Below are 23,085 nucleotides of genomic sequence, written 5' to 3'. Positions count from 1 at the left end.
TAGGTTCAGTTCAGTGCGCGGCGCAGACCGCGAAGCCGAGCGGCGGCAGGCTCACCGCAAGCGAGCCGGGAACCGTCGGTTTTCCGGGGCATTCCGCTCCGGCAAGCCGCTGGAATGCGCCCGAAGCGGGCTCAACCGCGATGTTGCCGCTGACCGCCTCGGTCGACGTGTTGAACGCCAGCACGACCTCGCGCCCGGTCGTCGGATCGAAGCGCGACACGGCGAAAAGGCCGGGCTTTTCGGACGAGGTGCGCACCTTCGTCATGCCCGAATGGAGGGCAGGGGTGCTTCGGCGCAGCGTGGAAAGCTCTGATATGAAACGATAAAGCGGATGTGACGGATCGAAGTGCTCTGCATTCGGCGCACGGGTCGTGCCCAGCAGCGGCTCGTCGGTCAGGCGCAAGTCCTTCGACGCGAACATGTCCTGCCGCGACCACTGGTCCCCGCCATGCCCGACGAAGCCCTGCTCGTCGCCATAGTAGATCGTCGGCACGCCGCGCAGCGTCAGCAGCATGGCATGGGCCAGCATGGAGCGCTTGAGCAGTTCGTCGTTGCTCGCAAGTGGTTGACCCAGCTTGAGAAACATCGGCAGGCGCCCGGCGTCGTGGTTGCCGAGGAACGTGGGCAACTGCATCGCCCCGGCCTTGCCGCCGGCATAGAGCGCATCGTCGTCGAACAGCCGCGCCAGCGTTGCCGTGCCGCCGTCCTTCGCGCCGCCCGCCGCATCGTCGACCGCGCGCATGAACGCGAAGTCGAGGACGCCGGGAAGCCCGGCATTGCGCGTCCACGAGGCGAGGAGGGCAGGGTCGTAATCGCCCGTCGCGACTTCGCCGAAGATGTGGAAGTTGTTGATTCCCTTGGCCTTCGCACGCTCCAGCATGGCGGGGACGAACTTGCGCCACAGCTCTGCGTTCACATGACGGGCGGTGTCGATGCGGAAGCCGTCGACGCCGAAGCGGTCGATCCAGCTGCCGTAGATCTCGATCATCCCGTCGACCACGCGCGGGTTCTCGGTGGCGAGGTCGTCGAGGCCCACGAAGTCGCCGTACTGCGAACTTTCGCCCTTCCAGTCGGTGTTGCCGCGGTTGTGGTAGTAGATCGGATCGTTGAGCCAGGCGGGGACTTTGACGTCCTTCTCCGCCCTGGGCACGACTGGGGTATAGGCGAACGCGGGATCGGTCAGTTTCGCCCAGTTTTCCGTCGTCGCGACGGCATCACCGGCGAACCCGGGATTGATGGCGGCGCCCTTCAGCCCGCCCTTGGTCGAGAAGGGATAGTCGGCCTTGGAGCGGTAGGGATACCCCTCCGCCGTGCCTTCCCTGAACTGGATCACGTCCGCCGTGTGGTTGACGATGATGTCCATGTAGACCTTCATGCCCCGGGCATGAGCGGCCTCGACCAGCGCCTTGAAATCGTCGTTGGTGCCGAAGTGCGGATCGACCTGCGTGAAGTCGGTGATCCAGTAGCCGTGATAGCCCGCGCTCTCGTTGCCTTTCGGCCCCTGCACCGGCTTGTTCTTGAAGATCGGCCCGACCCAGATCGCGCTCGCGCCGAGGCCCTGGATATAGTCCAGCCGCGCGGTCAGGCCCTTGATGTCGCCGCCGTGGAAGAACGCCTTGTCGGTGGGATCGAAGCCGGTCTGGAGCTTGCCGCCGGTAAGGCCGCCGGTGTCGTTGGCGGGATCGCCGTTCTCGAACCGGTCGGGCAGGACGAAGTAGATCACTTCCTGCTCGGGCGTGCGGGCGCGCATGTCCTCCACCGGGCCGGCAAGCGCCGCGCCGTGGGAGAGGGCCAGCGCAAGGGCGGCGAGGGAAGGCATGAGGCGGTTCATCGGGCTGTCTCCGGATGGCCGTCGAAAGGATAGGCGGAACCGTGAAAGTGAGGGTTCTTGCACGGTTCCGCCGGTGTGGCGCCGGTCAGGAGGAGGAGGGTTCCATCCCGACGCCGGGGGGTAAGTTATCAGAACTTAGCCCGAGCCCCACAGGGGCTCAGAACTTGTAAGTGAAGCCGGCGAGGAAGCGGCGGCCGTAACGCTGGTAGTCGATGATTTCGCGGCTATCGCCGGGGTTGGTCGTGACGAACGGCGCGTCGGTCAGGTTCTGGCCCTGGATGTAGAGCGAGAGGCCTTCCATCGGGCTGCCCGGCTGGAAGTCGTAGCCGATCTGCGCGTCCACGATGGTTTCCGAAGCCGCACGGCGACGCACGCGGTTGGCCGCGAAGCCCGAGACTTCACCCAGGAACGTCGAGCGATAACGCACCGAGCCGCGGGCGTTGAAGCCCCACTTCTCGAAGTAGGCGGTGCCGTTGGCGACCCACTTCGAATAGCCCGGCAGGTCACCCGTGGGCGAGTCCGGCGTCGCCTGGATCTTGCTCTTCGTATAGGCGACCGAGCCGGTCACGCCGAAGCCTTCGAGCGCCGGGATGACGGTCTCGAACGGCAGCGTGGTGGCCAGTTCGACGCCGTAGAGCTTGCCGCCCTTGCCGTTCACCGGGATGGTGTACTGCGCGGTCGGCGAGAGGACGACGCCGTTGCCCGGATCCTGCAGCGAAAGCTCGTCGGTGGGGACGCTCGACTGCTGGTTGTAGATGTAGCTCTTCAAATCCTTCCAGAAGAACTGCGCCGCGATCACACCCTTGCCGCCGAAGTACTGCTCGAACGTCAGGTCGAGCGCGTTGGCGCGCCAGGGACGCAGGTACGGGTTGCCGGACTCGCCGGTAACCTGCGCCACGCCGCCGGTGATCGTGTAGTCGAACTTCTCCGAGGCGCGCATGTCGTCGAGGCGCGGGCGGATGATCTCACGCGCGGCAGCGAAGCGGATGATGGTGTCGCTGGGGAAGCGCAGCGACAGGTTCACGCTGGGCAGCACGTCGAGGTAGTCGGTGCTGGTGTTGCGCAGCAGGGCTCCGACGTTGGGCGAGCCGTTCGGGTTGGTGCCGAGCAGCACGGCGCTGGCGCCGCGCGAGTTCTGGTCGGTCCACTGCGCCTGCACGCCGAAGTTGCCGGTCAGGTGCGCCGAACCGATGTCCGCGTCGAGATTGCCCTGGACATAGGCGGTCATCAGGCGCTCGCGGATGGCGTAGCTCTTGACGATCACGTCGCCGTAGGGGTTCGCGACAAGGTTGTAGATGCCGTCGCGTACCAGCGCGGCGGGATCGTAGCTGATGACCGGGCCGAGGCCGAGGTAGTTCAGCTGCGTCTCGCCCTTGAGGCGGTATTCCTCGGGCACCATCACGCTGGTCAGGCCGTCGGTGTTGGCGGCGAGGCCCAGGAAGTATTCCTCGGGAACCAGCGTCTTGGAACGGTTGGTGTAGTTCCAGCCGACCTGGAACGAGTGCAGCGGGCCGCTCTCGAACTCATGCTCGACCTCGACGCGGTACTGCCACAGCTCGTCCTTGATGTGACGGTCGTTGTAGTAGCCGTCCTGGCCGTTGACGATGCGGGTGCCGTCCGGCGCGATCTGGGTGCCGCCCCAGCCCTGCGGGCCGGTGAGCAGGATCGTGTTGTAGTCGCCGTAGTTGAGCGTCGGCGAGAACACCGCGCCCTTGCCGGTCATCACGAAGTCGACGCTGTCCAGGGCACCGATCGTGTTGCGGCCGGTGCCGGCCAGCGTCTCGATGTTGAGCTCGCTGCGGTCGGTCTTGGAATAGCTGACGTCGGCGTAGGCCTTCCAGCCGTCATCGCCTTCCCACTTGGTGTTCCAGCCGAACGAGTAGAGCTTGGCGTGGCGCTGGAACAGGTCGTTGCGGACCACGCTCTTGACGCCGTTGAACGTGCCCGAGGTGACGAGGCCGTCGGTGACGGTGCCGTTGGCGAGCGACGCGGTGTCCGGATCCCAGAACAGGGGCAGTTCGATGCCGCGCTTGATCTGGTCGTCCTTGAAGTCCGAGTAGAACGCATCGAGCGTCGTCGTCAGGTTCGGCGTCGGCTTCCACTGGAGGGTGCCGTTGAGGCCGAGGCGCTTCAGCTTGGTCGAGGTGACGTAGGACTTCGAACCGCCGATGACCTTGTTGCCATCCGGCGTGTCGGCATAGCCCCAGGCGTTGAATTCCTGGATCTGGTACGGCTCGTCGATGTAGCTGGCGCCCAGCGCGATGCCGAGGGTGTCGTTCGCGAACTGATCGACATACGTGCCGGTCATGCGATAGCCCTTGTCGTCGGACCCGGCGTTGAGCTTGCCGAGATCCGCGTAAGTGCCGCGCGCGCCGAACGAGATGATGCGCTTGCCCGCGTCGAGCGGACGGATCGTCCGCATGTCCACGGTGCCCGACAGGCCCTGGCCGACGAGGCTGGCCATCGGCGTCTTGTAGACGTTGACGGTGCTGACGACTTCCGACGGATACTGGTCATACTCGACGGCGCGGTTGTCGCCGGTCGAGGTCTGTTCGCGGCCGTTCAGCAGCGTGGTCGAGAAGTCCGGCGCGAAGCCGCGGATGGCGATCGAGTTCGAGCGACCGTTGACGCGCTGCGAGGTGAGGCCCGGCAGGCGGGCGATCGATTCCGCGATCGATGCGTCGGGCAGCTTGCCGATGTCTTCGGCCGAGACCGATTCTACGATCTGCTCGGCGTTGCGCTTCTGGTTGATCGCGTTCAGCAGCGACGCGCGGTAGCCGGTGACGACGATGCTGCCGGTATCTTCCGTGGTGGCTGCGTCATCTGCGGGGGCGGCGTCCTGCGCCCATGCAGCAGCGGGAAGCAGTGCCGCGACAAGTGCGGCAGCCATGGCCGTGCGCGACGAACCCGCGACGGCAGAAATCTCATTGCGAAGCGACATGATGTCCTCTCCTGACCCTCTGTTTGCCGGCCCATCTGGATGGTGTCCGGCTCTCCTCCTGCGAAGCCCGAGCATTGCTGCCGCGACTCCATTCGACCTGCCCTGATTAAGACGGTCCTGCGTTGCGCATAATATGGCATACGTATACGTAGGTGCGGGAGGGGTACGCGCCGTGTCTTCCATGCAACGCGCAGAATCCCTTAAAAGCACTCGATTGCATGGAGTTGTGTAACTCGGGTTGTGGCAATGTTGCAGCGCAGCATCGAGCAGGAAAGCCAATGGGACGCAAGCCGACCAACCGCCCGACCAGCTTCGACATCGCCTATCGGGCGGGGGTTTCGCAGCCGACCGTCAGCCGCGCATTGCGCGGGAGCAAGTCGGTCAGCGCGGCCACTCGCGCGCGGATCGAGGAGATCGCGCGGGAGCTGAACTACTCGGTCGACAAGAACGCGTCCTCGCTGCGCTCTCAGCGGTCCAACACCATCGCGCTGCTGTTCTTCGAGGAGCAGTCTCCCGACGATTCCAAGATCAACCCGTTCTTCCTCGCCATGCTGGGCGCGATCACGCGGGAATGCGCGAACCGGGGGCTCGACCTGCTGATCTCGTTCCAGAAGCTGGAGGACGACTGGCACGTCCGCTATCAGGACAGCCACCGTGCGGATGGGCTGATCCTGCTCGGCTACGGGGACTACAAGCTCTACGAAAGCAGGCTGCGGCAACTGGTGGGGCAGGGTACGCATTTCGTGCGCTGGGGCAGCGTCGATGCGGTGGATCTCGGCGCCAACATCGGCGCGACGGTGGGGTCCGACAATCGCGGTGCGGGCCGTATGGCTGGCGAGCACCTGCTGGGGCTCGGGAGGCGGAGGATCGTCTTTCTCGGGCAGGCGGACGAGCATTACCCCGAGTTCGCCGAACGCTATCGCGGGCTGTGCGAGGCGATGGCCGCTGCGGGCGCGGAGGTCGATCCTCGCCTGCAGCGCGATGTCGTGAACCTCGAGGACATGGGCCACACCGCCATGCGCGAGGTGATCGGGGAGGGGCTGGCGTTCGACGCCGTCTTCGCTGCCAGCGATCTCATCGCCATCGGTGCGATGCGGGCATTGGGCGAGGCGGGGCTGTCCATCCCCGGCGACGTGGCGGTGATGGGCTTCGACGATCTCCCCGCCGCCAGCATGACCAATCCGCCGTTGACCACGGTAATGCAGGATCTCAAGCAGGCGGGCGCGGTGCTGGTCGAGACCCTGGCGGACCAGATCGAGGATCGGGAGGTGGCGTCACGCACGCTGCCCGCAAGGCTGGTGGTGCGGCGCAGTACAGTGGGGTGATAAAATACGTCATCCCGGACTTGATCCGGGACCGCTGCCCGTGAACAGCCCACCGTGATGCGCGCGTATCTAGCCAAAGCATTCGTATGCATGTTGTCGCCGAACCCGCATCGTGCGACGCGCTCCGCCTGCACTCCGGCGCGGCACCAAACGCGCGAGGCATCAGGGAAGGGATGAAGTGATGGACGCAGCAACTCAGAAGCCCCGGCAGGGCTGGGCGGGGCTGTGGAACATCAGCTTCGGCTTCTTCGGCATCCAGATCGGCTTCGCGCTCCAGAACGCCAACATGAGCCGCGTCTTCCAGTCGCTCGGCTCCGGGATCGACGATCTCCCCGCGCTCTGGGTTGCCGCGCCGCTGACCGGCCTGCTGGTGCAGCCTATCGTCGGCCACATGTCGGACCGCACCTGGCTCGGCAGGCTCGGACGGCGACGGCCGTACTTCCTTGCCGGCGCGGTGCTCGCGACGATCGCGCTGCTCGCCATGCCCGAGAGCGGCGGCCTGCTGATGGCGGCGCTGCTGCTGTGGATGCTGGACGCCAGCCTCAACGTTTCGATGGAGCCGTTCCGCGCCTTCGTCGGCGACATGCTGCGCAAGGACCAACACACGGCGGGCTATGCCGTGCAGACCGCTTTCATCGGTGCGGGCGCGGTGGTCGGCTCACTGTTTCCCTATCTGCTGGAGCATCTCGGCGTCTCGAACGTCGCTGCGCTCGGTGAGATACCCGATACGGTGCGTTACAGCTTCTTCGGCGGCGCTCTGGCGCTTCTAGGTGCCGTTCTGTGCACGGTTTTCACCACCCGCGAATACTCTCCGGAAGAGCAGGCGGCCTTCGGGGAAGTGCAGGAGGTGGCTGACACCTCGACCTCCGCGCTCGCTTCCCGCAGCGTCTGGAGCGGCCTTCCGTGGATCATCGCAGGCGCACTCGTTGCAACGCTCGTCCGTACATGGTCGCTGGAAAAGGAGGTCTACCTCCTCGCCGCGCTGCTGGCGGGCTATGGCCTTGCAACGATGCTGGCGATCCGCCTCGTCCGCGCCGGGCGCAGCGCGTCGATGCTGGCCGGGATAGTCGGAGACTTCTCCGGCATGCCGCCTCTGATGAAACGCCTTGCTTTCGTTCAGTTTTTCAGCTGGTCCGCACTGTTCATCATGTGGATCAACACGACGCCGGTGGTCGCGCAATATCACTTCGGCTCGGCCGATCCGGCCAGCGCCGCCTATCAGGAAGCGGGCAACTGGGTGGGCGTGCTGTTCTCCGTCTACAACGGCGTAGCGGCGGTCGCGGCGCTGGCGCTGCTGCCGTTCCTGTCCAAGCGGCTCGGCAAGGCGAAGACCCACGCGCTGTGCCTCGTCGCGGGCGCAGCCGGTTTCGCGGGGTTCCTGCTGCTGCGCGATCCCAAGGCGCTGGTCCTGTGCGAAATCGGCATCGGCGTCGCCTGGGCCTCGATCCTCGCCATGCCTTACGCCATTCTGGCAAGCAGTCTGCCGCAGGCGAAGCTCGGCATATTCATGGGCCTTTTCAATGTCTTCGTGGTGCTGCCGCAGTTGCTGGTGGCGACGGTGATGGGCTCGATCATGAAGGCCTTCTTCCCCGGCGAGCCGATCTGGACGATGGCCTTCGCGGCAGGCACACTCCTCGTCGCCGCGCTTGCCTCGCTGCGGGTAGGCGAACCCGCCTGAGAGACATATTCGCGACGCCTCCCGTAATATTCCATCTTCGCGCGGCACCGATATTGCTCTAGGAGCACGGCAACAAAGAGGCTGCCAGAGGAGAGGAACCCATGCGCGCCACCCCCGATTTCGACTTCGCGCTGGGCGAAAGCGCGCAGATGATCCGCGAGACCGTCTCCCGCTTCGCCGACGAGCGCATCGCGCCGCTGGCCGCCAGGGTGGATGCGGAGGACTGGTTTCCCCGCGACCTCTGGCCCGAGATGGGCGAACTCGGCCTTCACGGCATCACGGTCGAGGAGGAATGGGGCGGCATCGGCCTCGGCTACCTCGAACACGTCATCGCGGTCGAGGAAGTCAGCCGGGCCTCGGCGTCGGTCGGCCTGTCCTACGGCGCGCATTCGAACCTGTGCGTCAACCAGATCCGCCGTTGGGGCAACGAAGAGCAGAAGGCGAAGTACCTGCCCAGGCTGATCTCCGGCGAACACGTCGGCAGCCTTGCGATGTCCGAGGTCGGCGCAGGCTCCGACGTGGTCGGCATGAAGCTGCGTGCGGAGGCGGTTTCCGGTGGTTTCCGACTCAACGGCACCAAGTTCTGGATTACCAACGGCACCTATGCGGACACGCTGGTGGTTTACGCCAAGACGGGCGAGGGCTCGAAGGGCATCACCGCCTTCCTGATCGAGAAGGACATGCCCGGCTTCTCCATCGGCCAGAAGATCGACAAGATGGGTATGCGCGGCTCGCCCACCTGCGAGCTGGTGTTCGACGACTGCCTGGTTCCCGAGGAAAACATCATGGGCCCGCTCCACGGCGGCGTCGGCGTGCTGATGAGCGGGCTGGACTACGAGCGCGTGGTGCTGGCGGGGCTACAGCTTGGCATCATGCAGGCCTGCCTCGACACCGTGATCCCCTACATCCGCGAGCGCAAGCAGTTCGGCAAGCCGATCGGCGCGTTCCAACTGATGCAGGCCAAGGTCGCGGACATGTACGTCGCGCTCCAGTCCGCGCGGGCCTACGTCTACGCCGTGGCGCGCGCCTGCGATGCCGGGCAGACCACGCGCTTCGACGCGGCAGGCGCGATCCTGCTGGCGAGCGAGAACGCCTTCCGCGTTTCCGGTGAGGCGGTTCAGGCGCTCGGCGGCGCGGGTTACACCAAGGACTGGCCGGTCGAACGTTACCTGCGCGACGCCAAACTGCTCGACATCGGCGCAGGCACCAACGAGGTTCGCCGCATGCTCATCGGCCGCGAACTGATCGGCGCGGCCTGACGGTCCTTAGTCTTCGAGGCTGCGGCGCACGTAGTCCTCGAAGCGTCCGGGCTCGCGGCCGAGCAGGCGGCGCAGGTCGCCCGAATTGCCGCGAGCGCCGGTGCGGGCCTGCCATGCGTTGAGGCGGCTGACGGCATCCGCAACATAGGCGAAAGCCGGTCCCGCAGCTTCCAGCCCGGCGACGAGTTGCGCCACCGGCAATTCGCCCGAGGCGACCGGGCGCCCGCTGACCGTGGTGATGAGCGCCGCGATTTCCGCCGTGCTCAGCGCTTCGTCGGTCGCGAGGTCGTAAGTGGCGAAGGCATGGCCGTCTTCATAGGCCACCTTCGCGACGACTTCGGCGAGATCGGCAAGGTCGAGATATCCAAGACGGGTCGCCAGCGGGAAGGGCAGTTCGAGCGCTGCGGCCTCCAGCGTTGCGGCGACGTCGATGTTCTGCATGAAGTTCTGCGGGCGCAGCACCGTCCAGTCGAGGCCGGACTCCGCGAGGTAGCCTTCGACCGCCAGCTTCGCGGCATTACCCGGCACGCTCGACACCTGTGCGTGAAGCGCGGAGACATAGATGAAGCGCTTCACGCCCGCAGCCACTGCCGCGTCGATCATGCCGGTGCCCATCGCCGCCTCGCGCGGATGGAAGGCCGGGGCGCAGTGGATCACGGTGTCGATCCCGGCGACCGCGAGCGCGCGGTCGACGGGATTCTCCAGATCGCCGGTCAGGCATTCGATGGAGTGAGAGCGCTGCGTGCCTGCGGTGAGGTTGCCGGGGATCGTCTCGATCGGGCGCGAGCGCACGACGCTGCCCTCTGCGGCATCGACGACGACTTCCATCGCCACGGCGCGTCGGGTTCCGGTGTCGCCATTGCCGGGGATCGTCTCGATGGGACGGGATCGACGGGTGCCAGTCTCCGAGTTGTCGGGAATCGTCTCTATAGGGCGGGAGCGGCGGGTTCCGGTGTCACCGTTGCCCGGGATCGTCTCGATCGGGCGGGAACGGCGCGTGCCGGTGTCGCCATTGCCGGGAATGGTTTCTATGGGGCGTGAGCGGCGTTCGGCGGCGACGAAGGTGCCGGGGATCGTCTCGATAGAGCGCGCCGGTTCCTCGGGATAGCGGCATAGCCCGCGAATCTCCGCATCGGGATCGTGCGCGCGCAAGGCGTCGATCACATGGCTGCCCGTCCGGCCCGTCGGCCCCACCACCAGAATGCGCATAGTTTCCCTCCGTACCCGCGAGGCCCCTTACGCGCCCAACCGGCACGAGGGAACTGACAAGTCCCGTTACCAGCCTTGCGGGGCTTGGCGCTGCGGTCAAGCCGTCGATGCCTCAGGAATGGTCGTTGCCGATGGGGACGATGGTCTGCGCAAGTCGCTCGACTTCGGCACGGTCGTGGCTCACGTAGAGGATCGGCAGGCGCAATTCGTCGCGGATGCGCTCGATCAGGCCGAGGATCTCGGCGCGCCGTGTCACATCGACGGAGGCGAGCGGCTCGTCCATCAGCAGGAATGCCGGATTGGAGAGCAGAGCCCGGCCTATCGCTACGCGCTGCGCCTCGCCGCCGGAGAGCGTCGCTGGCATCCGGTCGAGAAGCGCGGTGATGCCCAGCAGGTCGAGCGTATGGTCCCAGTCCAGACCCTCCCCCGACCGGTGCGCGAAGGCGAGGTTGCGGCGGACGGAGCGATGCGGGAACAGGCGCAAGTCCTGGAACACGTAGCCGCAGCGCCGCCGTTCCGGCTTGAGGTCGATACGCGCGGCGCTGTCATAGAGGACCGTGCCTGCCACCGCGATGCGGCCCTCGACCGGGCGCAGCAGTCCGGCCACGGCGTCGAGCAGGCTGGTCTTGCCCGCTCCCGACGGACCGAACAGCGCCGTCAGCCCCGGTCCTGCGGTGAACGCATAGTCCAGACGCAGATCGCCATGTTTCAGCGTGACGGCGACGTCAAAGGACATGGCGGCCCTTTTCCTGACCGCTGCGCCGCGCGAGCCACTCCGAAAGCACCAGCGCCGCCACCGAGAGCAGTACCGAAAGCGCGGCAAGGCGCGCGACCTGGATGTCGGAGCCGGGCAGTTGCAACGCGCTGTAGATCGCCAGCGGCAGCGTCTGCGTCTCACCGGGGATGTTCGAGGCGAAAGTGATCGTCGCGCCGAACTCGCCGACCGAACGGGCCAGCCCGAGCACCGTCGCGGCCAGCACGCCGTTCAGGCTCAGCGGCAGGGTGACGCTGGCGAACGTGCGCCCCGGTCCTGCGCCAAGCGTGCGCGCGGCGTTCTCAAGCCGCCGGTCGACGCCCTCCAGCGCAAGGCGCATGGCGCGCACCATCAGCGGCAGCGCCATGACGGCGGCGGCGAGCGCTGCTCCGGTCCAACGGAACAGGAAGGTCACGCCGAAGGTGCGTTCCAGAAAGCCGCCGAGCGCGGAATTGGGACTGAACGCGAGGAGCAGCAACCAGCCGGTCACGACGGGAGGCAGCACAAGCGGCAGATGGACGAGCGCATCGACCAGAACCTTGCCGGGGAAGCGCAGCCGGGCCAGCACCCACGCGAGCGCGAACGACACCGGCAGCGCGACCGCGATGGCGACCGCGCTGACCTTGAGGGAGAGAACCAGCACCTCCCATTCGGTCGGGGAAAGCAGGCTCACCGGTTACTTCGTGCCGAACCCGAAGCGGCGGAATACGGCCTTCCCCTCTGCCGAGACGAGGTAGCGGCGAAAGGCCTCGCCCTCCGGGTTGCGCGAGGATGCGAGGGTGGCGACGGGGTAACTGATCGGGTCGTGGCTTGCAGGCGGGAAGGGGCTCACCACACGCACGGCGGGATCGGCGCGCGCGTCGGTGGCATAGACGATGCCGAGCGGGGCGGCACCGCGGCTCACCAGCGCGAGCGCCGCGCGCACGCTCTCCCCGGGGGCGAGGCGGTCCTGCACCGATGCCCAGACGCCGAGCCGGGTCAGCGCCTGCTTGGCATAGATGCCCGCGGGCACGCCCGCCGGATCGGCGATGGAGAGACGGCCGTTGCCGAGGGCGCGGGCGAGCGGCATTCCACGCGCGACCTTGATCTGCACGGAGCTTGCGCGCGGGGCGATCAGGACCAGCGAATTGCGCAGGAACGAGACGCGTGTGCCCTTGCGGACCAGCCCCTTGGACTGCACGTCATCCATCCACGGCTCGTCGGCCGAGACGAACAGGTCTGCCGGTGCGCCCGAGCCGATCTGGCGGGCGAGCGCGGAAGAGGCAGCGAAGGACAGGCGCGGGCGTGGATGGCCCTTGCGGGCCCAGGCGTCGGCGGCGGCGTTCATCGATTCCTGAAGGCTGGCCGCTGCGAGCACCAGCGCGGGCTGTCCGCGCGGCGGGGCGGCGGAAACGGCCGCACCGTGCAGCAGGGCGAGCATCGCCAGGAACAGGGCCACGAACTTGCGCATCAGGGAACTCCGGACAGGAACCGTATCGGGCAGTATATGGCGCAAGTCCCGCCGCAAGGCCATGGTGCGCGGCGTCGAGTTCAATCCTGTCGACGTCAATCCTTCTGCGATGCGCGCGGTTCGGGCAGCAGATGCCCGGCCAGCCCGTCGTAGTCCGCGCCGTTGGCCGCCTGCGAGATGCCGTCCTGCAGGCTGCGGTAGTGCGCGAGAACCGTATCGCCAAGCGGGGTCAATCGTGCGCCGCTGGTCGCAGCCCGACCGGGGGCGGTATGGACGAGCGGTTCGTCCCAGCAGCGGTTCATGGCATCGACGAGCAGCCAGGCCCGGCGATAGCTCATGCCCATTGCGCGTCCCGCAGCAGATATAGAGCCGTGCTCGCGGATGGCGTCGAGGAGGTCGGCCTTGCCGGGGCCCATCGCGATTTCCTCGCCGGAATGGATCTGGATCTTGATCTTCAGGCGGGGCGGATGGGTCATCGGCGGCAACCTAGGGCGCTGCGGATCGCGCCGCAAGATGGCGCCGGGATGAACGGGATCTCCGCCATATCCTCGTGCGAATCACTCTGTCGCGCACAGGGCTCGGATGGCCTTGGGCGGTGCGCCAGCATCAAAAAAAGTTTTGCCTGCGATGAAGGCAGATGCTGACCGCAGCTTTACGCGCTTGCGGTGGTGCTTTGCGGCGAAATCCCGGGTTTGCGCGTGCGCAACGATTGCATCGACGCTGATTTCCAACGCTTCCTGTCTTTTTGCGACGCAAAAATGCCTCATTGCTTCTCTGTTCTGAAATTTCACGAGGCTTTGTGGATATTACCCTCTGATTGAAGATAATATTGCATTCCGTCTGGACGTTAAAACGATGTGATGCATTCGGGATATTCTGGAACAAACATCCCGATTCTGCTAAGAATGGCGCAACGAAACGAATTGGGCAGACGTCAAAAGGCGCACCCTTGAGAGGATGGTCCGGGCGAAAGGTGTCGCTGGAAAAGCGCATGCAATCGTCCCGACAACTGAGGATGCGCTTGATGAAGGTCGCTGAGGAAAATATTATCCGCTTCGAACGTATCCCGGACACGGGGCGCGATCTGTCGGCCAGGCTGTCGAGCGGCATGGTCTACGCCGCGCAACGGATGGACCGTGGCGAGGAGCATGACGGGCGCGGCCTGACGATTGCGATCCTGCTCTGCATGGCCTGCTGGGCCGCGCTCGGATACTTTCTGCTGGCGTGATCGCATGGCGGCGGGCCGGTCGGTCCGTCGTATTCGGGCCGTCACCCTGCCTTCGAGCCTCGGGTCGCCACCCGCTCCGGCATGTTCTGGCTGGCCATTGCCTCGCGCGATCAGGATCCGGGCGCGGCAGTCCATCCGCCCGCCGTCGCGACGTAGAGCCGTGCGACGTTCTGATACTGCCTGATCCTTGCATCAAGCAGCGAAAGCTGCGCGCGCTGGTAGGCGCGATTGGCGTCGAGTACCTGCAGCACGCCGCTGTTTCCCACCTCGAAGCTGCGCCGTGACAGATGCAGCGAGCGGCCGGAAATTTCCGCCGCCTCGTGCCGCGCGGCGATCTCTCGCGCGTCGCTGTCGAGCGACCAGAGCAGGCCCGACACTTGTCCGAACGCTTCGGTGACGACCTGCCGGTACTGCGCGTCAGCCGCGCGCGCCTCTGCCTCCGCGCCGCGCTTCTCGGCCTTGAGCGTCCCGCCGTGAAAGATCGGCGCCGTGACCCCGGCGAAGAGGTCGAAGGCGTTGAAGCGGTTGCTGGCGATCCTGCCGGGTTCCGAGGTCGATTGCGTCAGGCTCGCGCCCAGCGTCACGTCGGGATAGAGCTGCGCCGTGGCAACGCCCACTGCCGACACCGCTGCATGGAGCCGGGCCTCTGCCTCGAGAATGTCGGGCCGCTTGCGGACGAGCGCGGAGGGCAGGGCGACGGGTACATCGCTCGGCAACACGAAATCGTCGAGGCCGAAGTCGGTGGGTTCCAGTTCTGCCGGGGAAATGCCCAGCAGAACCGCCAGCATCGCCCGGCCTTCCATCAATTGCTGCTCGAACCCGGGAAGGTCGGCGCGATCGGCGGCCAACTGGTCGCGCGCGCTCAGCACTTCGACGAGGGTGCCGGAGCCAGCCTTTCGTCGCGCCTCTGTTAGAGCGGCGTTACGCTCGTCCTCGGCAAGCAGCGTGCGCTCGGTGGCGATGCGGTCGTTGAGCGCGGCGATGGCGAGCACTTGCGCCACCACGCGTCCGGTAACGACGAGATGCGCCGCCTCGGTCGCGCGCGCCTGCGCTTCGGCCTCGGCGCCCGCCTGCTCCAGTGCGCGGCGGTTGCGACCGAACAGATCCAGATCGTAGGAGACGCCCGCGCCCAGCGTGTAGAGGTCGAACTCCGGGTTGGGGATGTTCGCGCCGCCGAACCGGTCGGAGAGGCCGAATGCTGCGAGGTTCACCCGCTGGTATTCCGCGCGGCCGCTGGCATCGACTTGCGGCAGGCGGCGTCCCGCGACGGCGGCGATATGCTGGCGCGCCCGTTCGAGCGTGGCGCGGCTCGCGGCAAGGCTGTGGTTGCCTGCCAGCGCCCGGGCGACGAAGCCGTCGAGCCGGTCCGAGGCGAAGGCCTTCCACCATGCTCCTTCCGGCCCCTGCGTCAGCGTCGCGCCGACGGGACGGGAGGGGCCGTCGTAGCCTGCCTCCGCAGCGGGTGGCCCAGGCGCCGTGAAGTCCGGGCCGACCGCGCAGCCAGCGCAAAGCAGTGCCAGCGAGGTTATGGCGAAAAGGCGCTTCATGTCATTCCCCGATCGGCAGTGCGGACACGTCGACCCGCTCCTTCCTGACGCGGATCAGCAGGACCAGCGGCATCAGGGCGAGCGTGAGGACGAAGACGAAGTGATAGCTCGCGACGTTGCCCACCATCGTCGCCTGCCGCACGACTTCTGCGTTGAGCCTGGCCAGCGAGTCGACCGAGCCGAAGTCGAGATCGGGCCGGGCGTAGATCACCGCCGGATTGTCCGGCCGCAGCCCCTGCACCAGTGTCGCGCGGGAAGCGGCGATGTCGCGCACGAACTGGACGTTGAGCAGCGAGATGCCGATGGCGTTGCCGATGTTGCGCGTCAGCGCGTACATCGCCGCGCCTTCGTTGCGCAGCGCGGGGCTCAGCGTCGTGAACACCACCACCGAGAGCGGCACGAAGATCAGGCCGCTGCCGAAGCCCTGCACGAAGCCGATGCCCAGCAGCGCGCGCTCGTCCACGTAGAGATCGATGTGCGAGTACATCAGCATGCTCAGGCCCATGATCGCGAGGCCGCTGAGGATGACCACGCGCACGTCGATCAGCGCGATGAGGCGCGTCACCATCAGCATCGCCACCAGCGTCCCGATCGCCCGCGGCAGGCCGACCATCCCGGCGTGCAGCGCGGAATAGCCCAGCAGCGACTGCGTCATCACCACGATCAGCGGCAGCGTGGCGAAGGCGACGATGCCGATCATGATCGAGAAGACCGAGCCCACGGCGAAGTTGCGATCGCGGAACAGTTCGGGCCGGATGAACGTGTTGCGCGCGGTCGCCATGTGGACGCCGGTCAGCCAGCCCGCGATCAGCAGGATCACCGTGTACAGCTGGATCTCGCGCGAATCCCACCAGTCGAGATGCTCGCCCCGGTCGAGGATCAGTTGCAGCGCGGTCAGCGCGATCGACAGCGTGACGAAGCCGAACATGTCGAAGCGCGTCTGCTCGCGGCTGCTGCGGCGCACGAGGAACAGCCACATCCCCGCGAACGAGAGGATGCCGAACGGCACGTTGATGAAGAACACCCAGCGCCAGCTCAGCGCGTCGGTCAGCCAGCCGCCCAGCGTCGGCCCGATGATCGGCCCGGCCATCGAGCCGAGCGCGAAGATCGTCATCGCCTTGGCGTGCTCCTCGGGCGGGTTGATGTCGAGCAGGATCGCCTGGCTCAGCGGCACCAGCGCCGCGCCGCACGCGCCCTGCATGAAGCGGGCGAGGACGATCATCGTGAGGTCGGTCGACAGCCCGCACAATGCAGAGGCGACCGTGAACCCGCCGACCGAGACCAGCATCACCAGCTTGCGCCCCACGCGGCCCGCCAGCCACCCGCTCAGCGGCGTCGCGATGGCGCCCGCTACGAGGTAGGAGGTGAGAACCCACAGCACCTGCTCCTGCGAGGCGGAAAGGCTCGCCTGCATGTGCGGCAGCGCCACGTTGGCGATGGTGATGTCCACCGCCACCATGGTCGACGCGATCATCGAGGGGATGGTGATGAGCATCCGCCGCGCGCGCGTCGGGTAGGTGGGGGCGGCGTGCTCCATCAGTTGGAGGCTGGCGTGTCGGGGCCGAGGAGGTGGCGTTCGTGGCCGGTATCGACCTCGACGCTGGTGCTGAGGCCCGCGCTCAGCGGCAGGTCGCGCGGGGCGGAGTCGATGGCGACCTGCACCGGCACGCGCTGCACCACCTTCACCCAGTTGCCGGTGGCGTTCTCCGCCGGGAGCACCGCGAAGCTGGAGCCTGTGCCGGGGCTGAAGCTTTCGACGTGGCCCCGGATATCGTTGTCGGGGAAGGCGTCGATGCGGATGCGGGCGGGCTGGCCGACGCGCATGTGGCGCAACTGGTCTTCCTTGAAGTTTGCCTGCACCCAGAACCTCAACCCCGCCATCATGAATACCGGGCGGCCCGGCGTCACGTAGTTGCCGACCTGGAGCTGGTTGACGCGGGTGACGACGCCGTCCTGCGGCGCGCGCACGACCGTATCGGAAAGCCCGATGCGCGCCTGTGCGAGCTGGGATGCGGCCTTGCGGACCTTGGGCTGTGCGTCGATATCGCCGCCGACCGTCCCGGCAAGGCTGGCGCGCAGCGATTCCGCCTTGGCCTCGGCAGCGGCGATGGCGTCGCGGGCGGTGAGGGCTTCGGTCTGGGCCTGGTCGTACTGCGCCCTGGAGGAAATCCCTTCAGCCAGCAGCGACTTCTGGCGCGCGGCTTCGCCGAGGGCATAACTGCGGCGGGCCTGCGCCGCGCTGACCTCGGACAGCGCCTCGCGATAATCGGCGCGCAGCGAGCCGACATCGGTGCGGGCGTCGGCAAAGGCGGCTTCTGCCTCGGCGACGTTCGCCTCGAAGCTGCTCGACTTGATGCGGAACAGGACGTCGCCCTTGCGCACGCGCTGGTTCTCGCGAACCTCGACGGCGACCACGGTGCCCGCGACGCTCGGGCTGATCGCGATCATCCCGGTCTGGAGCGCGGCATTGTCGGTCTCCTCGTAACGTCCGCCGGAAAGGTAGAGCCAGCCCGCCGCCGCCAGCACCACCAGCGGCCCGCCGATCATCAGGATCGGGCGCAGATTGCGTCGCTTGCGGGGTGTCGTCGCGTCCGCTCCCCGGTCGGCCGCGATGGTCGTCTCTGCGTTCATTAAGCCCTGTCCCGATCTTTGCCGAGGAGATACTAAGCATGGCTACTATCGGCAATAGAGAGACTCGGGAGGGAAGCCTGTGAACGATCGTGTCCTGTCTCTGGAGGGGGTACACAATTTCCGCGACGCGGGCGGCTATGCGGTCGCGGGAGGTGACCGGATGAAGCGCGGCGCGGTGTGGCGCTCCGGCCAGCATCACGGTGCGAGCGATGCCGATCTGGAGCAGATCGCCGGGCTGGGTCTGGCCAGCGTGTTCGACCTCAGAACGTCGAAGGAGCGCGAGACGCATCCCTGCCGTCGCCCACAAGACTTTGCTGCGAAAGTGTTTTTCGCGCCCGATCCGGAAGTCCGGCATGCCCCGCATATCGCGGCGGCGCAAGTGGCGCGGCAGCGAACCGCTGAATCCACGCGTGAGAGTCTCGTGCGGAATTACGGCGGCATCGTCTTCCGGCCGGAGCTTCAGGCGATGATCCGGGGGTGGTTCGACGAGCTGGCGCAAGGGCAGGGGGCCAGCCTCGTCAACTGCATGGCGGGGAAGGATCGGACCGGAATCGCGGTCGCGATGCTTCACGCGGGGCTCGGCGTGCATCGGGACGACATCATGGCGGACTATCTGCTGACCAACTCCGCAGGCGATGTCGAAGCGCGGATCGCATCGGGGGGAGAGACGATCCGGGTGATCACCGGCCAGCTCGACGATGCGGTGCTGCGCGTGCTCATGGGCGTCGAGGCGGAGTATCTCGACACGGCATGGGCAGCGATCGACGAGCGGTACGGCAGCACCGACGCCTATCTTGAAGGCGCATTGGGACTGGATGCCTCGAAGCGCGGGCGGTTGCAGGCCATGCTGATCGAATCTTGACAATTATCGCCAAATAGGTTATATGGCCCAGCATCCGGTTCGACGCAGATCACGTCGCATCGGTGTATCGGGTCGGCGTCGTGGGCCGGGATGCGGTATCAAGCCGCGATCGCGCACCACGGTGTTCAGTCGAAGACCCGGACCGTCCTCTAGGCTCTGGCCCGGCCGTTCCCCCAACCGAGTTCCTCGGCCTGGGAGCGGCTCTCCCGGAAGTCCCATGACCGGCACCGACGCGAACCCCAACGTCGATCATACCGGACAGGTCCGATGGAATACAGGTCGAGCCGGGCTGCACTCCGCACCTACCCGGCCACTCGCAACGCGCTGCGGAAACCAAACCCCCGCGTCCCAGCCGGACGCTCACGACGCCGACCCGATGTTCATCTCGGATCCTCGCGTTTCTTTCCCCGGCGTTAGGCCCGCACTCGCCAGCGGGCGTTTTCGTGTGTCCATTCCAGACGTTCGTCATTGCGAGCGCAGCGAAGCAATCCAGCGGCATAGAGTTGCGTGGGATTGCTTCGCTGCGCTCGCAATGACGAAGTGTGGGTGAGAATAACGCCATTCCTCCCCGAGCTTGTCTCGGGGAGCGACTATCTGCTTGGTCAAGCGGATTGGTTGAGCCAGCTTCATGAGCATGGTTCATATCGCCACAGCCAGATACTGGCTCAAATTCGTCCACGCCGCCTAGCTACCATGTGCTCACGCCGGATCTTCCCGGACATGGCCGATCCTCCGGGCGCTCTAAAGACCTCAAGGACTACTGGCGTGCGATCGAAGTGATGCTCGACCATGCCAGGGTAGAGCGGGCCGTTCTGTGCGGCCTCGCCGCCGGTGCCTCGACCGGCGTCGCGTTTGCCGCACGGCGTCCCGAGCGGGTCGCCGGACTGGTGATCGTGAATGCCTACGTCCACTTCGAGCCTGACGATCAGGCGAAGCGTCTCGCGCTTTACGATGTCCTGCTGGAGGAAGGTGGACCGAAGCGGTGGGCGGATCAGCTGTTGCACCTGATGCACGTCGAGCAGCATTCGGCGATCGTCCATGGGTTCCTGCGTTCGCTCGACCACATCGATCCTGCCCATCTCAACCGCATATGCCATGAGCAGATGGGTTGGGATCAGCGGCCCGATCTGCAGCACATAAGCTGCCCCGCGCTCGTTGTGAGCGGCTCTCAGGATCGTCTCGTACCGGCCTATTGCGTCGAGGAGATAGTGGCCGGCCTGGCCAACAGCGCGCTGGCGGTGATGGACACAGGACACCTGCCCTATCTGGAGGCCCCAGGGGAGTTCAACAGGATCGTCGGCGATTTCCTCGATCAACACCGTATCTAGCTGTGGTGGAAATGGCCGTCTCTTCCATAATCGGCCAGTGGCGATCCTCTTATAGAACGGCGGGTTTGTCCCAAGCCCTGCCCATCACTGCCGACTCTTTGCGGTTTCGTCCGTCAATTTTCGGACTTCAAGTCCGGATGTTCCGCATTTTCGATTGCGGCCGCTCGCGCCGTCTACAACGATAGGCACGCCATCACTCCGGCTTGTCGTCATTTTCGACCTTGGCCTGCAATGCGAGTTTAGCGTCGATCGCTTCCAGCGCTTTAACGAAACGCCTATGTGCCAATTGCGCCTTCGGCATCAGCTTTGGGCTGATACCCCCAGCGGCGAGAATCTCGGCGCGAACATCCATCATCTTTTGCGCCTTCTTCATCGCATGAACCGCCACCGGGTCTTTGGAGATCGAGACGTAGCGGGTCGGCAGCCCAAACCGAGGATGGGTGCGAATTGCCTTGTCATCCGGCACGAACACTATCCGCGGTTCCGCATCAACCGTGGGAGTAACGTCGCGCCGGGTGCCGTCTTGCTGCTCCCATATCGCGTGGTGCTCTGCCTCCAGCCACACGCCAGGCTTTTCCCAAATGATCCACCCCATGATCGCCTTGCCGCCATGGGCGCGGATCGCCCGATCGACGTTATCGAAGCACTCGGTTTGCATGCTTCCCTCTAGAAGCTCCACCTCAATCCACTCGGGCAGGCCCTTGAGCACGATGTGAGCAAAGCGGATGATATTGTCGTCGATTTGGGCAGGAGCAATGGGTTTCATGGTCGACCATCTATGCCCCGCTCACATTTCCAGCAAGACGCGCTCGCCAGCCTGAGAGGGCGCCTGGCAGACCTATCGACTCTCGAAGGCTTGAGCCGGGCTCGCCGTTCCGAGCTCGACCCTTTGTCGATGTTCGCTTGCCATTTATGCGCTTCGAGGTCCGGACAGTCAGCAACTGATATTTGCCCTTTACAACCGGCCTGAACACGTCGGTTGCAAGGGGCAATCACGCTGCTCCCGGCAATGTCACTCAGGGATATTCAATCATTCGTTCGTCGAAAACTCCGGAACGCCGCAAGCCAACGGACGCCATCGCCTTCAGCAGCTAAACGGCCAACCGATGGAAATGGCGGGTGCATAGCCACCAGCGTCTCGGCTGTCATAGCCACATCCTGGAGCAGGTCTCGCCGCACGCGGACCGGCTCTTCGGAACGGTGCTTGAACAGGTTCCGCAACTACTCATTGCACACATTCGAAGGCCAGGAGCGACTCCGCGCTGGCGATGATGGCTTCCTCCGGACTGCGCGGCTGCCAGCCCAGTATGCGCATCGCCTTCGCGGCGCTGGCCTCGCGCACGATCCCGAGTTGCGGAACCATGGCAGCCATCGCGGGCGCATGTTCGGCGATGCACCGCACCTCCTCGTCGGGCATCTCATCGACGGGAACCCGGGCAGCCCGCTCACCGAGCTTTTCGCGCAGGATGGCGGCGACGTCCTTCAGCCACAGCGACTTGCCCGAAACCGCGATGAAGCGCTGGTTCCGCGCTTCGGGCGCGGTCATCGCGCGCAGGTGCAGGTCGGCGACGTCCCTGACGTCCACCACACCGAAAGCGACGCGCGGGCTCGCAGGGAGCGCACCTTCGAGCAGGCCCTGGATCAGTCCGATCGAGGTCGAGCGATCCCTGCCGAGAACCGGACCGAAGATGCCGGTGGGATTGATGACGGCCAGTTCGAGATCGGGCGCCTGTGTGCCCACGAAGTCCCACGCTGCACGTTCAGCGTGGAACTTGGACTGCATGTAGGCCTGCACCGAGGCTTCTTCCGGATCGGTCCAGTCGTTCTCGTCGAAAGGCGCTTCCCGAGCGGGCACGCCATAACCGACGGCGGCGAAGGACGATGTCATCACCACGCGCTTCACACCGGCGTCACGGGCGGCGTGGAGGACGCGCAGGGCGCCGTCGCGGGCTGGAACGACTTTTGCCATCTGATGATCTCCTTTGCGTGAAGGGGAGATGGACTTGCCGGTTCGTTTTGATAACGGGCATAATGTTTGATGCACTGTTCTGGAACTCCAAACTATGAAGGGATTGACGCTCCGCGATCTGGAGGCCGTGCGCCTGCTCGCCATCCGCCGCAATTTCCGCGCTGCTGCGTCAGAACTGGGCGTGTCCGCACCCACGCTCAGCCATATGATCGCATCGCTGGAGGAGCGCCTGGGCATCCGGCTGTTCAACCGAACCACGCGCAGCGTTGCCCCGACCGAAGCGGGGGAGGCCCTCATCAGCCGCACGGACCCTGCCCTGTCGGCCATCGCCGAAGCCTTCGAGGTGATCGAGGGCCTGCGCAACACGGCGTCCGGAAGGCTGCGGCTGAATGCCTCGGAAGTGGCCGTGACCCGGCTGCTGCCCGCCATCGCCCGCTTCATGACGGCGTTTCCGCAGGTCGAGGTGGAACTCGCCAGCGACGGGCTGCTCAGCGACATCGTCGCGGACGGGTTCGACGCGGGAATACGGTTGGAGGAGGCGGTGCCGCAGGACATGGTCGCGGTGCCCCTGAGCAGGGAGGAACAGATCATCGTGGTCGCCGCGCCCGCCTACCTTGCTTCGCGACCGGCACCGAAGACGCCTGACGACCTCAAGGAGCACGAATGCATCGTCGCGCGGCTTCCGAGTGGCCGCCCGATGGCCTGGGAGTTCGAGGAGGACGGCCGCGCCTTCAATGCCGCGGTCAGCGGGCGCATCCAGGTCGGGTCCGTCGCGCTCGCGCTGCAAGCGGCGCAGCTTGGCCTCGGCATCGCCTATGTGGGCCTGTCGGACGCCATGCCCGGCCTTGCCGGGAACTCGCTGGTCCAGCTTCTCGAGGCGTGGACACCGCCCTTCCCCGGACTGCGCCTGTATTACCCCCGGCAGCGCCATCACTCGGCCGCGTTCAAGGCGTTCCTCGGGTTCCTGAGGGATGAGAAGGTCGCGGTCTAAGCGCCGAAGGAATCCCCGATCGGGTAGCGCGCGGAAATATAAATCGGTCGCGACGCCGCGCGTTCGGGACTAGAACGCGAGC

General features: G+C 66.0%; 20 protein-coding genes. 7 read left to right on the top strand and 13 right to left on the bottom strand.

What is annotated here, in order from left to right; genetic code table 11:
- Nucleotides 1–10 precede the first annotated feature (10 nt).
- Both LO787_RS22275 and LO787_RS22270 read right to left on the bottom strand, forming a co-directional pair.
- On the bottom strand, nucleotides 11–1,831 hold the full coding sequence (locus LO787_RS22275) for an alpha-amylase family glycosyl hydrolase (RefSeq protein WP_232493164.1): 1,821 nt from the start codon (nucleotides 1,829–1,831) through the stop codon (nucleotides 11–13).
- Nucleotides 1,832–1,988: 157 nt separating this feature from the next.
- Entirely contained in the window at nucleotides 1,989–4,772 is a 2,784-nt protein-coding gene (locus tag LO787_RS22270; RefSeq protein ID WP_232493163.1) for a TonB-dependent receptor, read from the bottom strand.
- A gap of 278 nt (nucleotides 4,773–5,050) precedes the next feature.
- On the opposite strand from LO787_RS22270, the gene LO787_RS22265 reads away from it, so the two are divergent.
- From LO787_RS22265 to LO787_RS22255, 3 genes are all read left to right on the top strand, one after another.
- A complete protein-coding gene (locus LO787_RS22265) occupies nucleotides 5,051–6,097 on the top strand; it encodes a LacI family DNA-binding transcriptional regulator (protein ID WP_232493162.1) in 1,047 nt (348 codons plus the stop codon).
- A gap of 181 nt (nucleotides 6,098–6,278) precedes the next feature.
- Nucleotides 6,279–7,775 (top strand): MFS transporter, encoded by a 1,497-nt coding sequence (locus tag LO787_RS22260; RefSeq protein ID WP_232493161.1) that lies wholly within the window; start codon nucleotides 6,279–6,281, stop codon nucleotides 7,773–7,775.
- Between the two features lie 101 nt (nucleotides 7,776–7,876).
- Nucleotides 7,877–9,034, top strand: coding sequence for an isovaleryl-CoA dehydrogenase (locus LO787_RS22255; protein WP_232493160.1), 1,158 nt, complete (start codon nucleotides 7,877–7,879; stop codon nucleotides 9,032–9,034).
- A 6-nt stretch (nucleotides 9,035–9,040) separates the two neighbouring features.
- On the opposite strand, the gene LO787_RS22250 is transcribed toward LO787_RS22255, so the two are convergent.
- From LO787_RS22250 to LO787_RS22225, 6 genes are all read right to left on the bottom strand, one after another.
- Nucleotides 9,041–10,243, bottom strand: a complete 1,203-nt coding sequence (locus LO787_RS22250; protein WP_232493159.1) for an NmrA family NAD(P)-binding protein — start codon at nucleotides 10,241–10,243, stop codon at nucleotides 9,041–9,043.
- Nucleotides 10,244–10,355: 112 nt separating this feature from the next.
- Entirely contained in the window at nucleotides 10,356–10,979 is a 624-nt protein-coding gene (locus LO787_RS22245) for a molybdenum ABC transporter ATP-binding protein (RefSeq protein WP_232493158.1), read from the bottom strand.
- Nucleotides 10,969–11,670 (bottom strand): molybdate ABC transporter permease subunit, encoded by a 702-nt coding sequence (gene modB, locus LO787_RS22240; protein WP_232493157.1) that lies wholly within the window; start codon nucleotides 11,668–11,670, stop codon nucleotides 10,969–10,971. Before modB ends, LO787_RS22245 begins: the two co-directional genes overlap by 11 nt.
- 3 nt (nucleotides 11,671–11,673) lie before the next feature.
- The gene (modA, locus tag LO787_RS22235) at nucleotides 11,674–12,447 is read right to left on the bottom strand and encodes a molybdate ABC transporter substrate-binding protein (RefSeq protein WP_232493156.1); all 774 of its coding nucleotides are present in this window, start codon (nucleotides 12,445–12,447) and stop codon (nucleotides 11,674–11,676) included.
- Nucleotides 12,448–12,542: 95 nt separating this feature from the next.
- Complete coding sequence (locus LO787_RS22230) at nucleotides 12,543–12,923, bottom strand: winged helix-turn-helix domain-containing protein (protein ID WP_232493155.1); 381 nt, start codon at nucleotides 12,921–12,923, stop codon at nucleotides 12,543–12,545.
- A gap of 81 nt (nucleotides 12,924–13,004) precedes the next feature.
- On the bottom strand, nucleotides 13,005–13,238 hold the full coding sequence (locus LO787_RS22225) for a hypothetical protein (RefSeq protein ID WP_232493154.1): 234 nt from the start codon (nucleotides 13,236–13,238) through the stop codon (nucleotides 13,005–13,007).
- Between the two features lie 233 nt (nucleotides 13,239–13,471).
- On the opposite strand from LO787_RS22225, the gene LO787_RS22220 reads away from it, so the two are divergent.
- Nucleotides 13,472–13,675 carry a hypothetical protein gene (locus LO787_RS22220; protein ID WP_232493153.1) on the top strand — a complete coding sequence of 68 codons (204 nt, stop codon included), beginning with the start codon at nucleotides 13,472–13,474 and terminating at the stop codon, nucleotides 13,673–13,675.
- A 110-nt stretch (nucleotides 13,676–13,785) separates the two neighbouring features.
- Here LO787_RS22220 and LO787_RS22215 read toward each other — a convergent pair whose 3' ends face one another.
- The 3 genes from LO787_RS22215 to LO787_RS22205 are packed head-to-tail and all read right to left on the bottom strand — an operon-like array spanning nucleotide 13,786 to nucleotide 17,853.
- A complete protein-coding gene (locus LO787_RS22215) occupies nucleotides 13,786–15,222 on the bottom strand; it encodes an efflux transporter outer membrane subunit (RefSeq protein WP_232493152.1) in 1,437 nt (478 codons plus the stop codon).
- Nucleotide 15,223: 1 nt separating this feature from the next.
- Nucleotides 15,224–16,759: an MDR family MFS transporter gene (locus LO787_RS22210; RefSeq protein WP_232493151.1), complete on the bottom strand. Its 1,536-nt coding sequence runs from the start codon at nucleotides 16,757–16,759 to the stop codon at nucleotides 15,224–15,226.
- A complete protein-coding gene (locus LO787_RS22205; RefSeq protein ID WP_232493150.1) occupies nucleotides 16,759–17,853 on the bottom strand; it encodes an HlyD family secretion protein in 1,095 nt (364 codons plus the stop codon). Before LO787_RS22205 ends, LO787_RS22210 begins: the two co-directional genes overlap by 1 nt.
- A gap of 79 nt (nucleotides 17,854–17,932) precedes the next feature.
- On the opposite strand from LO787_RS22205, the gene LO787_RS22200 reads away from it, so the two are divergent.
- Nucleotides 17,933–18,715 carry a tyrosine-protein phosphatase gene (locus LO787_RS22200; RefSeq protein ID WP_232493149.1) on the top strand — a complete coding sequence of 261 codons (783 nt, stop codon included), beginning with the start codon at nucleotides 17,933–17,935 and terminating at the stop codon, nucleotides 18,713–18,715.
- Between the two features lie 695 nt (nucleotides 18,716–19,410).
- Nucleotides 19,411–20,043 carry an alpha/beta fold hydrolase gene (locus LO787_RS22195; protein ID WP_232493148.1) on the top strand — a complete coding sequence of 211 codons (633 nt, stop codon included), beginning with the start codon at nucleotides 19,411–19,413 and terminating at the stop codon, nucleotides 20,041–20,043.
- 193 nt (nucleotides 20,044–20,236) lie between these two features.
- On the opposite strand, the gene LO787_RS22190 is transcribed toward LO787_RS22195, so the two are convergent.
- Together LO787_RS22190 and LO787_RS22185 are read right to left on the bottom strand one after the other, a co-directional pair.
- Complete coding sequence (locus LO787_RS22190) at nucleotides 20,237–20,809, bottom strand: hypothetical protein (protein WP_232493147.1); 573 nt, start codon at nucleotides 20,807–20,809, stop codon at nucleotides 20,237–20,239.
- A 459-nt stretch (nucleotides 20,810–21,268) separates the two neighbouring features.
- Nucleotides 21,269–22,012 carry an NAD-dependent epimerase/dehydratase family protein gene (locus LO787_RS22185; protein ID WP_232493146.1) on the bottom strand — a complete coding sequence of 248 codons (744 nt, stop codon included), beginning with the start codon at nucleotides 22,010–22,012 and terminating at the stop codon, nucleotides 21,269–21,271.
- A gap of 94 nt (nucleotides 22,013–22,106) precedes the next feature.
- On the opposite strand from LO787_RS22185, the gene LO787_RS22180 reads away from it, so the two are divergent.
- On the top strand, nucleotides 22,107–23,003 hold the full coding sequence (locus LO787_RS22180; RefSeq protein ID WP_232493145.1) for a LysR family transcriptional regulator: 897 nt from the start codon (nucleotides 22,107–22,109) through the stop codon (nucleotides 23,001–23,003).
- Nucleotides 23,004–23,085: the final 82 nt, after the last annotated feature.

The organism is Novosphingobium kaempferiae (genome assembly GCF_021227995.1).
GTDB classification, from domain to species: Bacteria; Pseudomonadota; Alphaproteobacteria; order Sphingomonadales; family Sphingomonadaceae; genus Novosphingobium; species Novosphingobium kaempferiae.
The sequence above is the reverse complement of the archived record's forward strand: the minus strand, read 5'-3'. Positions and strand labels throughout refer to the sequence as shown.

Coding starts and splice junctions, on each gene's coding strand:
- modA (WP_232493156.1), bottom strand. CDS start 12,447: ATGCGCAAGTTCGTGGCCCTGTTCCTGGCGATGCTCGCCCTGCTGCAC.
- LO787_RS22250 (WP_232493159.1), bottom strand. CDS start 10,243: ATGCGCATTCTGGTGGTGGGGCCGACGGGCCGGACGGGCAGCCATGTG.
- LO787_RS22275 (WP_232493164.1), bottom strand. CDS start 1,831: ATGAACCGCCTCATGCCTTCCCTCGCCGCCCTTGCGCTGGCCCTCTCC.
- LO787_RS22215 (WP_232493152.1), bottom strand. CDS start 15,222: ATGAAGCGCCTTTTCGCCATAACCTCGCTGGCACTGCTTTGCGCTGGC.
- LO787_RS22205 (WP_232493150.1), bottom strand. CDS start 17,853: ATGAACGCAGAGACGACCATCGCGGCCGACCGGGGAGCGGACGCGACG.
- LO787_RS22185 (WP_232493146.1), bottom strand. CDS start 22,012: ATGGCAAAAGTCGTTCCAGCCCGCGACGGCGCCCTGCGCGTCCTCCAC.
- LO787_RS22230 (WP_232493155.1), bottom strand. CDS start 12,923: ATGACCCATCCGCCCCGCCTGAAGATCAAGATCCAGATCCATTCCGGC.
- LO787_RS22255 (WP_232493160.1), top strand. CDS start 7,877: ATGCGCGCCACCCCCGATTTCGACTTCGCGCTGGGCGAAAGCGCGCAG.
- LO787_RS22260 (WP_232493161.1), top strand. CDS start 6,279: ATGGACGCAGCAACTCAGAAGCCCCGGCAGGGCTGGGCGGGGCTGTGG.
- LO787_RS22270 (WP_232493163.1), bottom strand. CDS start 4,772: ATGTCGCTTCGCAATGAGATTTCTGCCGTCGCGGGTTCGTCGCGCACG.
- LO787_RS22180 (WP_232493145.1), top strand. CDS start 22,107: ATGAAGGGATTGACGCTCCGCGATCTGGAGGCCGTGCGCCTGCTCGCC.
- LO787_RS22245 (WP_232493158.1), bottom strand. CDS start 10,979: ATGTCCTTTGACGTCGCCGTCACGCTGAAACATGGCGATCTGCGTCTG.
- LO787_RS22265 (WP_232493162.1), top strand. CDS start 5,051: ATGGGACGCAAGCCGACCAACCGCCCGACCAGCTTCGACATCGCCTAT.
- LO787_RS22190 (WP_232493147.1), bottom strand. CDS start 20,809: ATGAAACCCATTGCTCCTGCCCAAATCGACGACAATATCATCCGCTTT.
- LO787_RS22220 (WP_232493153.1), top strand. CDS start 13,472: ATGAAGGTCGCTGAGGAAAATATTATCCGCTTCGAACGTATCCCGGAC.
- LO787_RS22210 (WP_232493151.1), bottom strand. CDS start 16,759: ATGGAGCACGCCGCCCCCACCTACCCGACGCGCGCGCGGCGGATGCTC.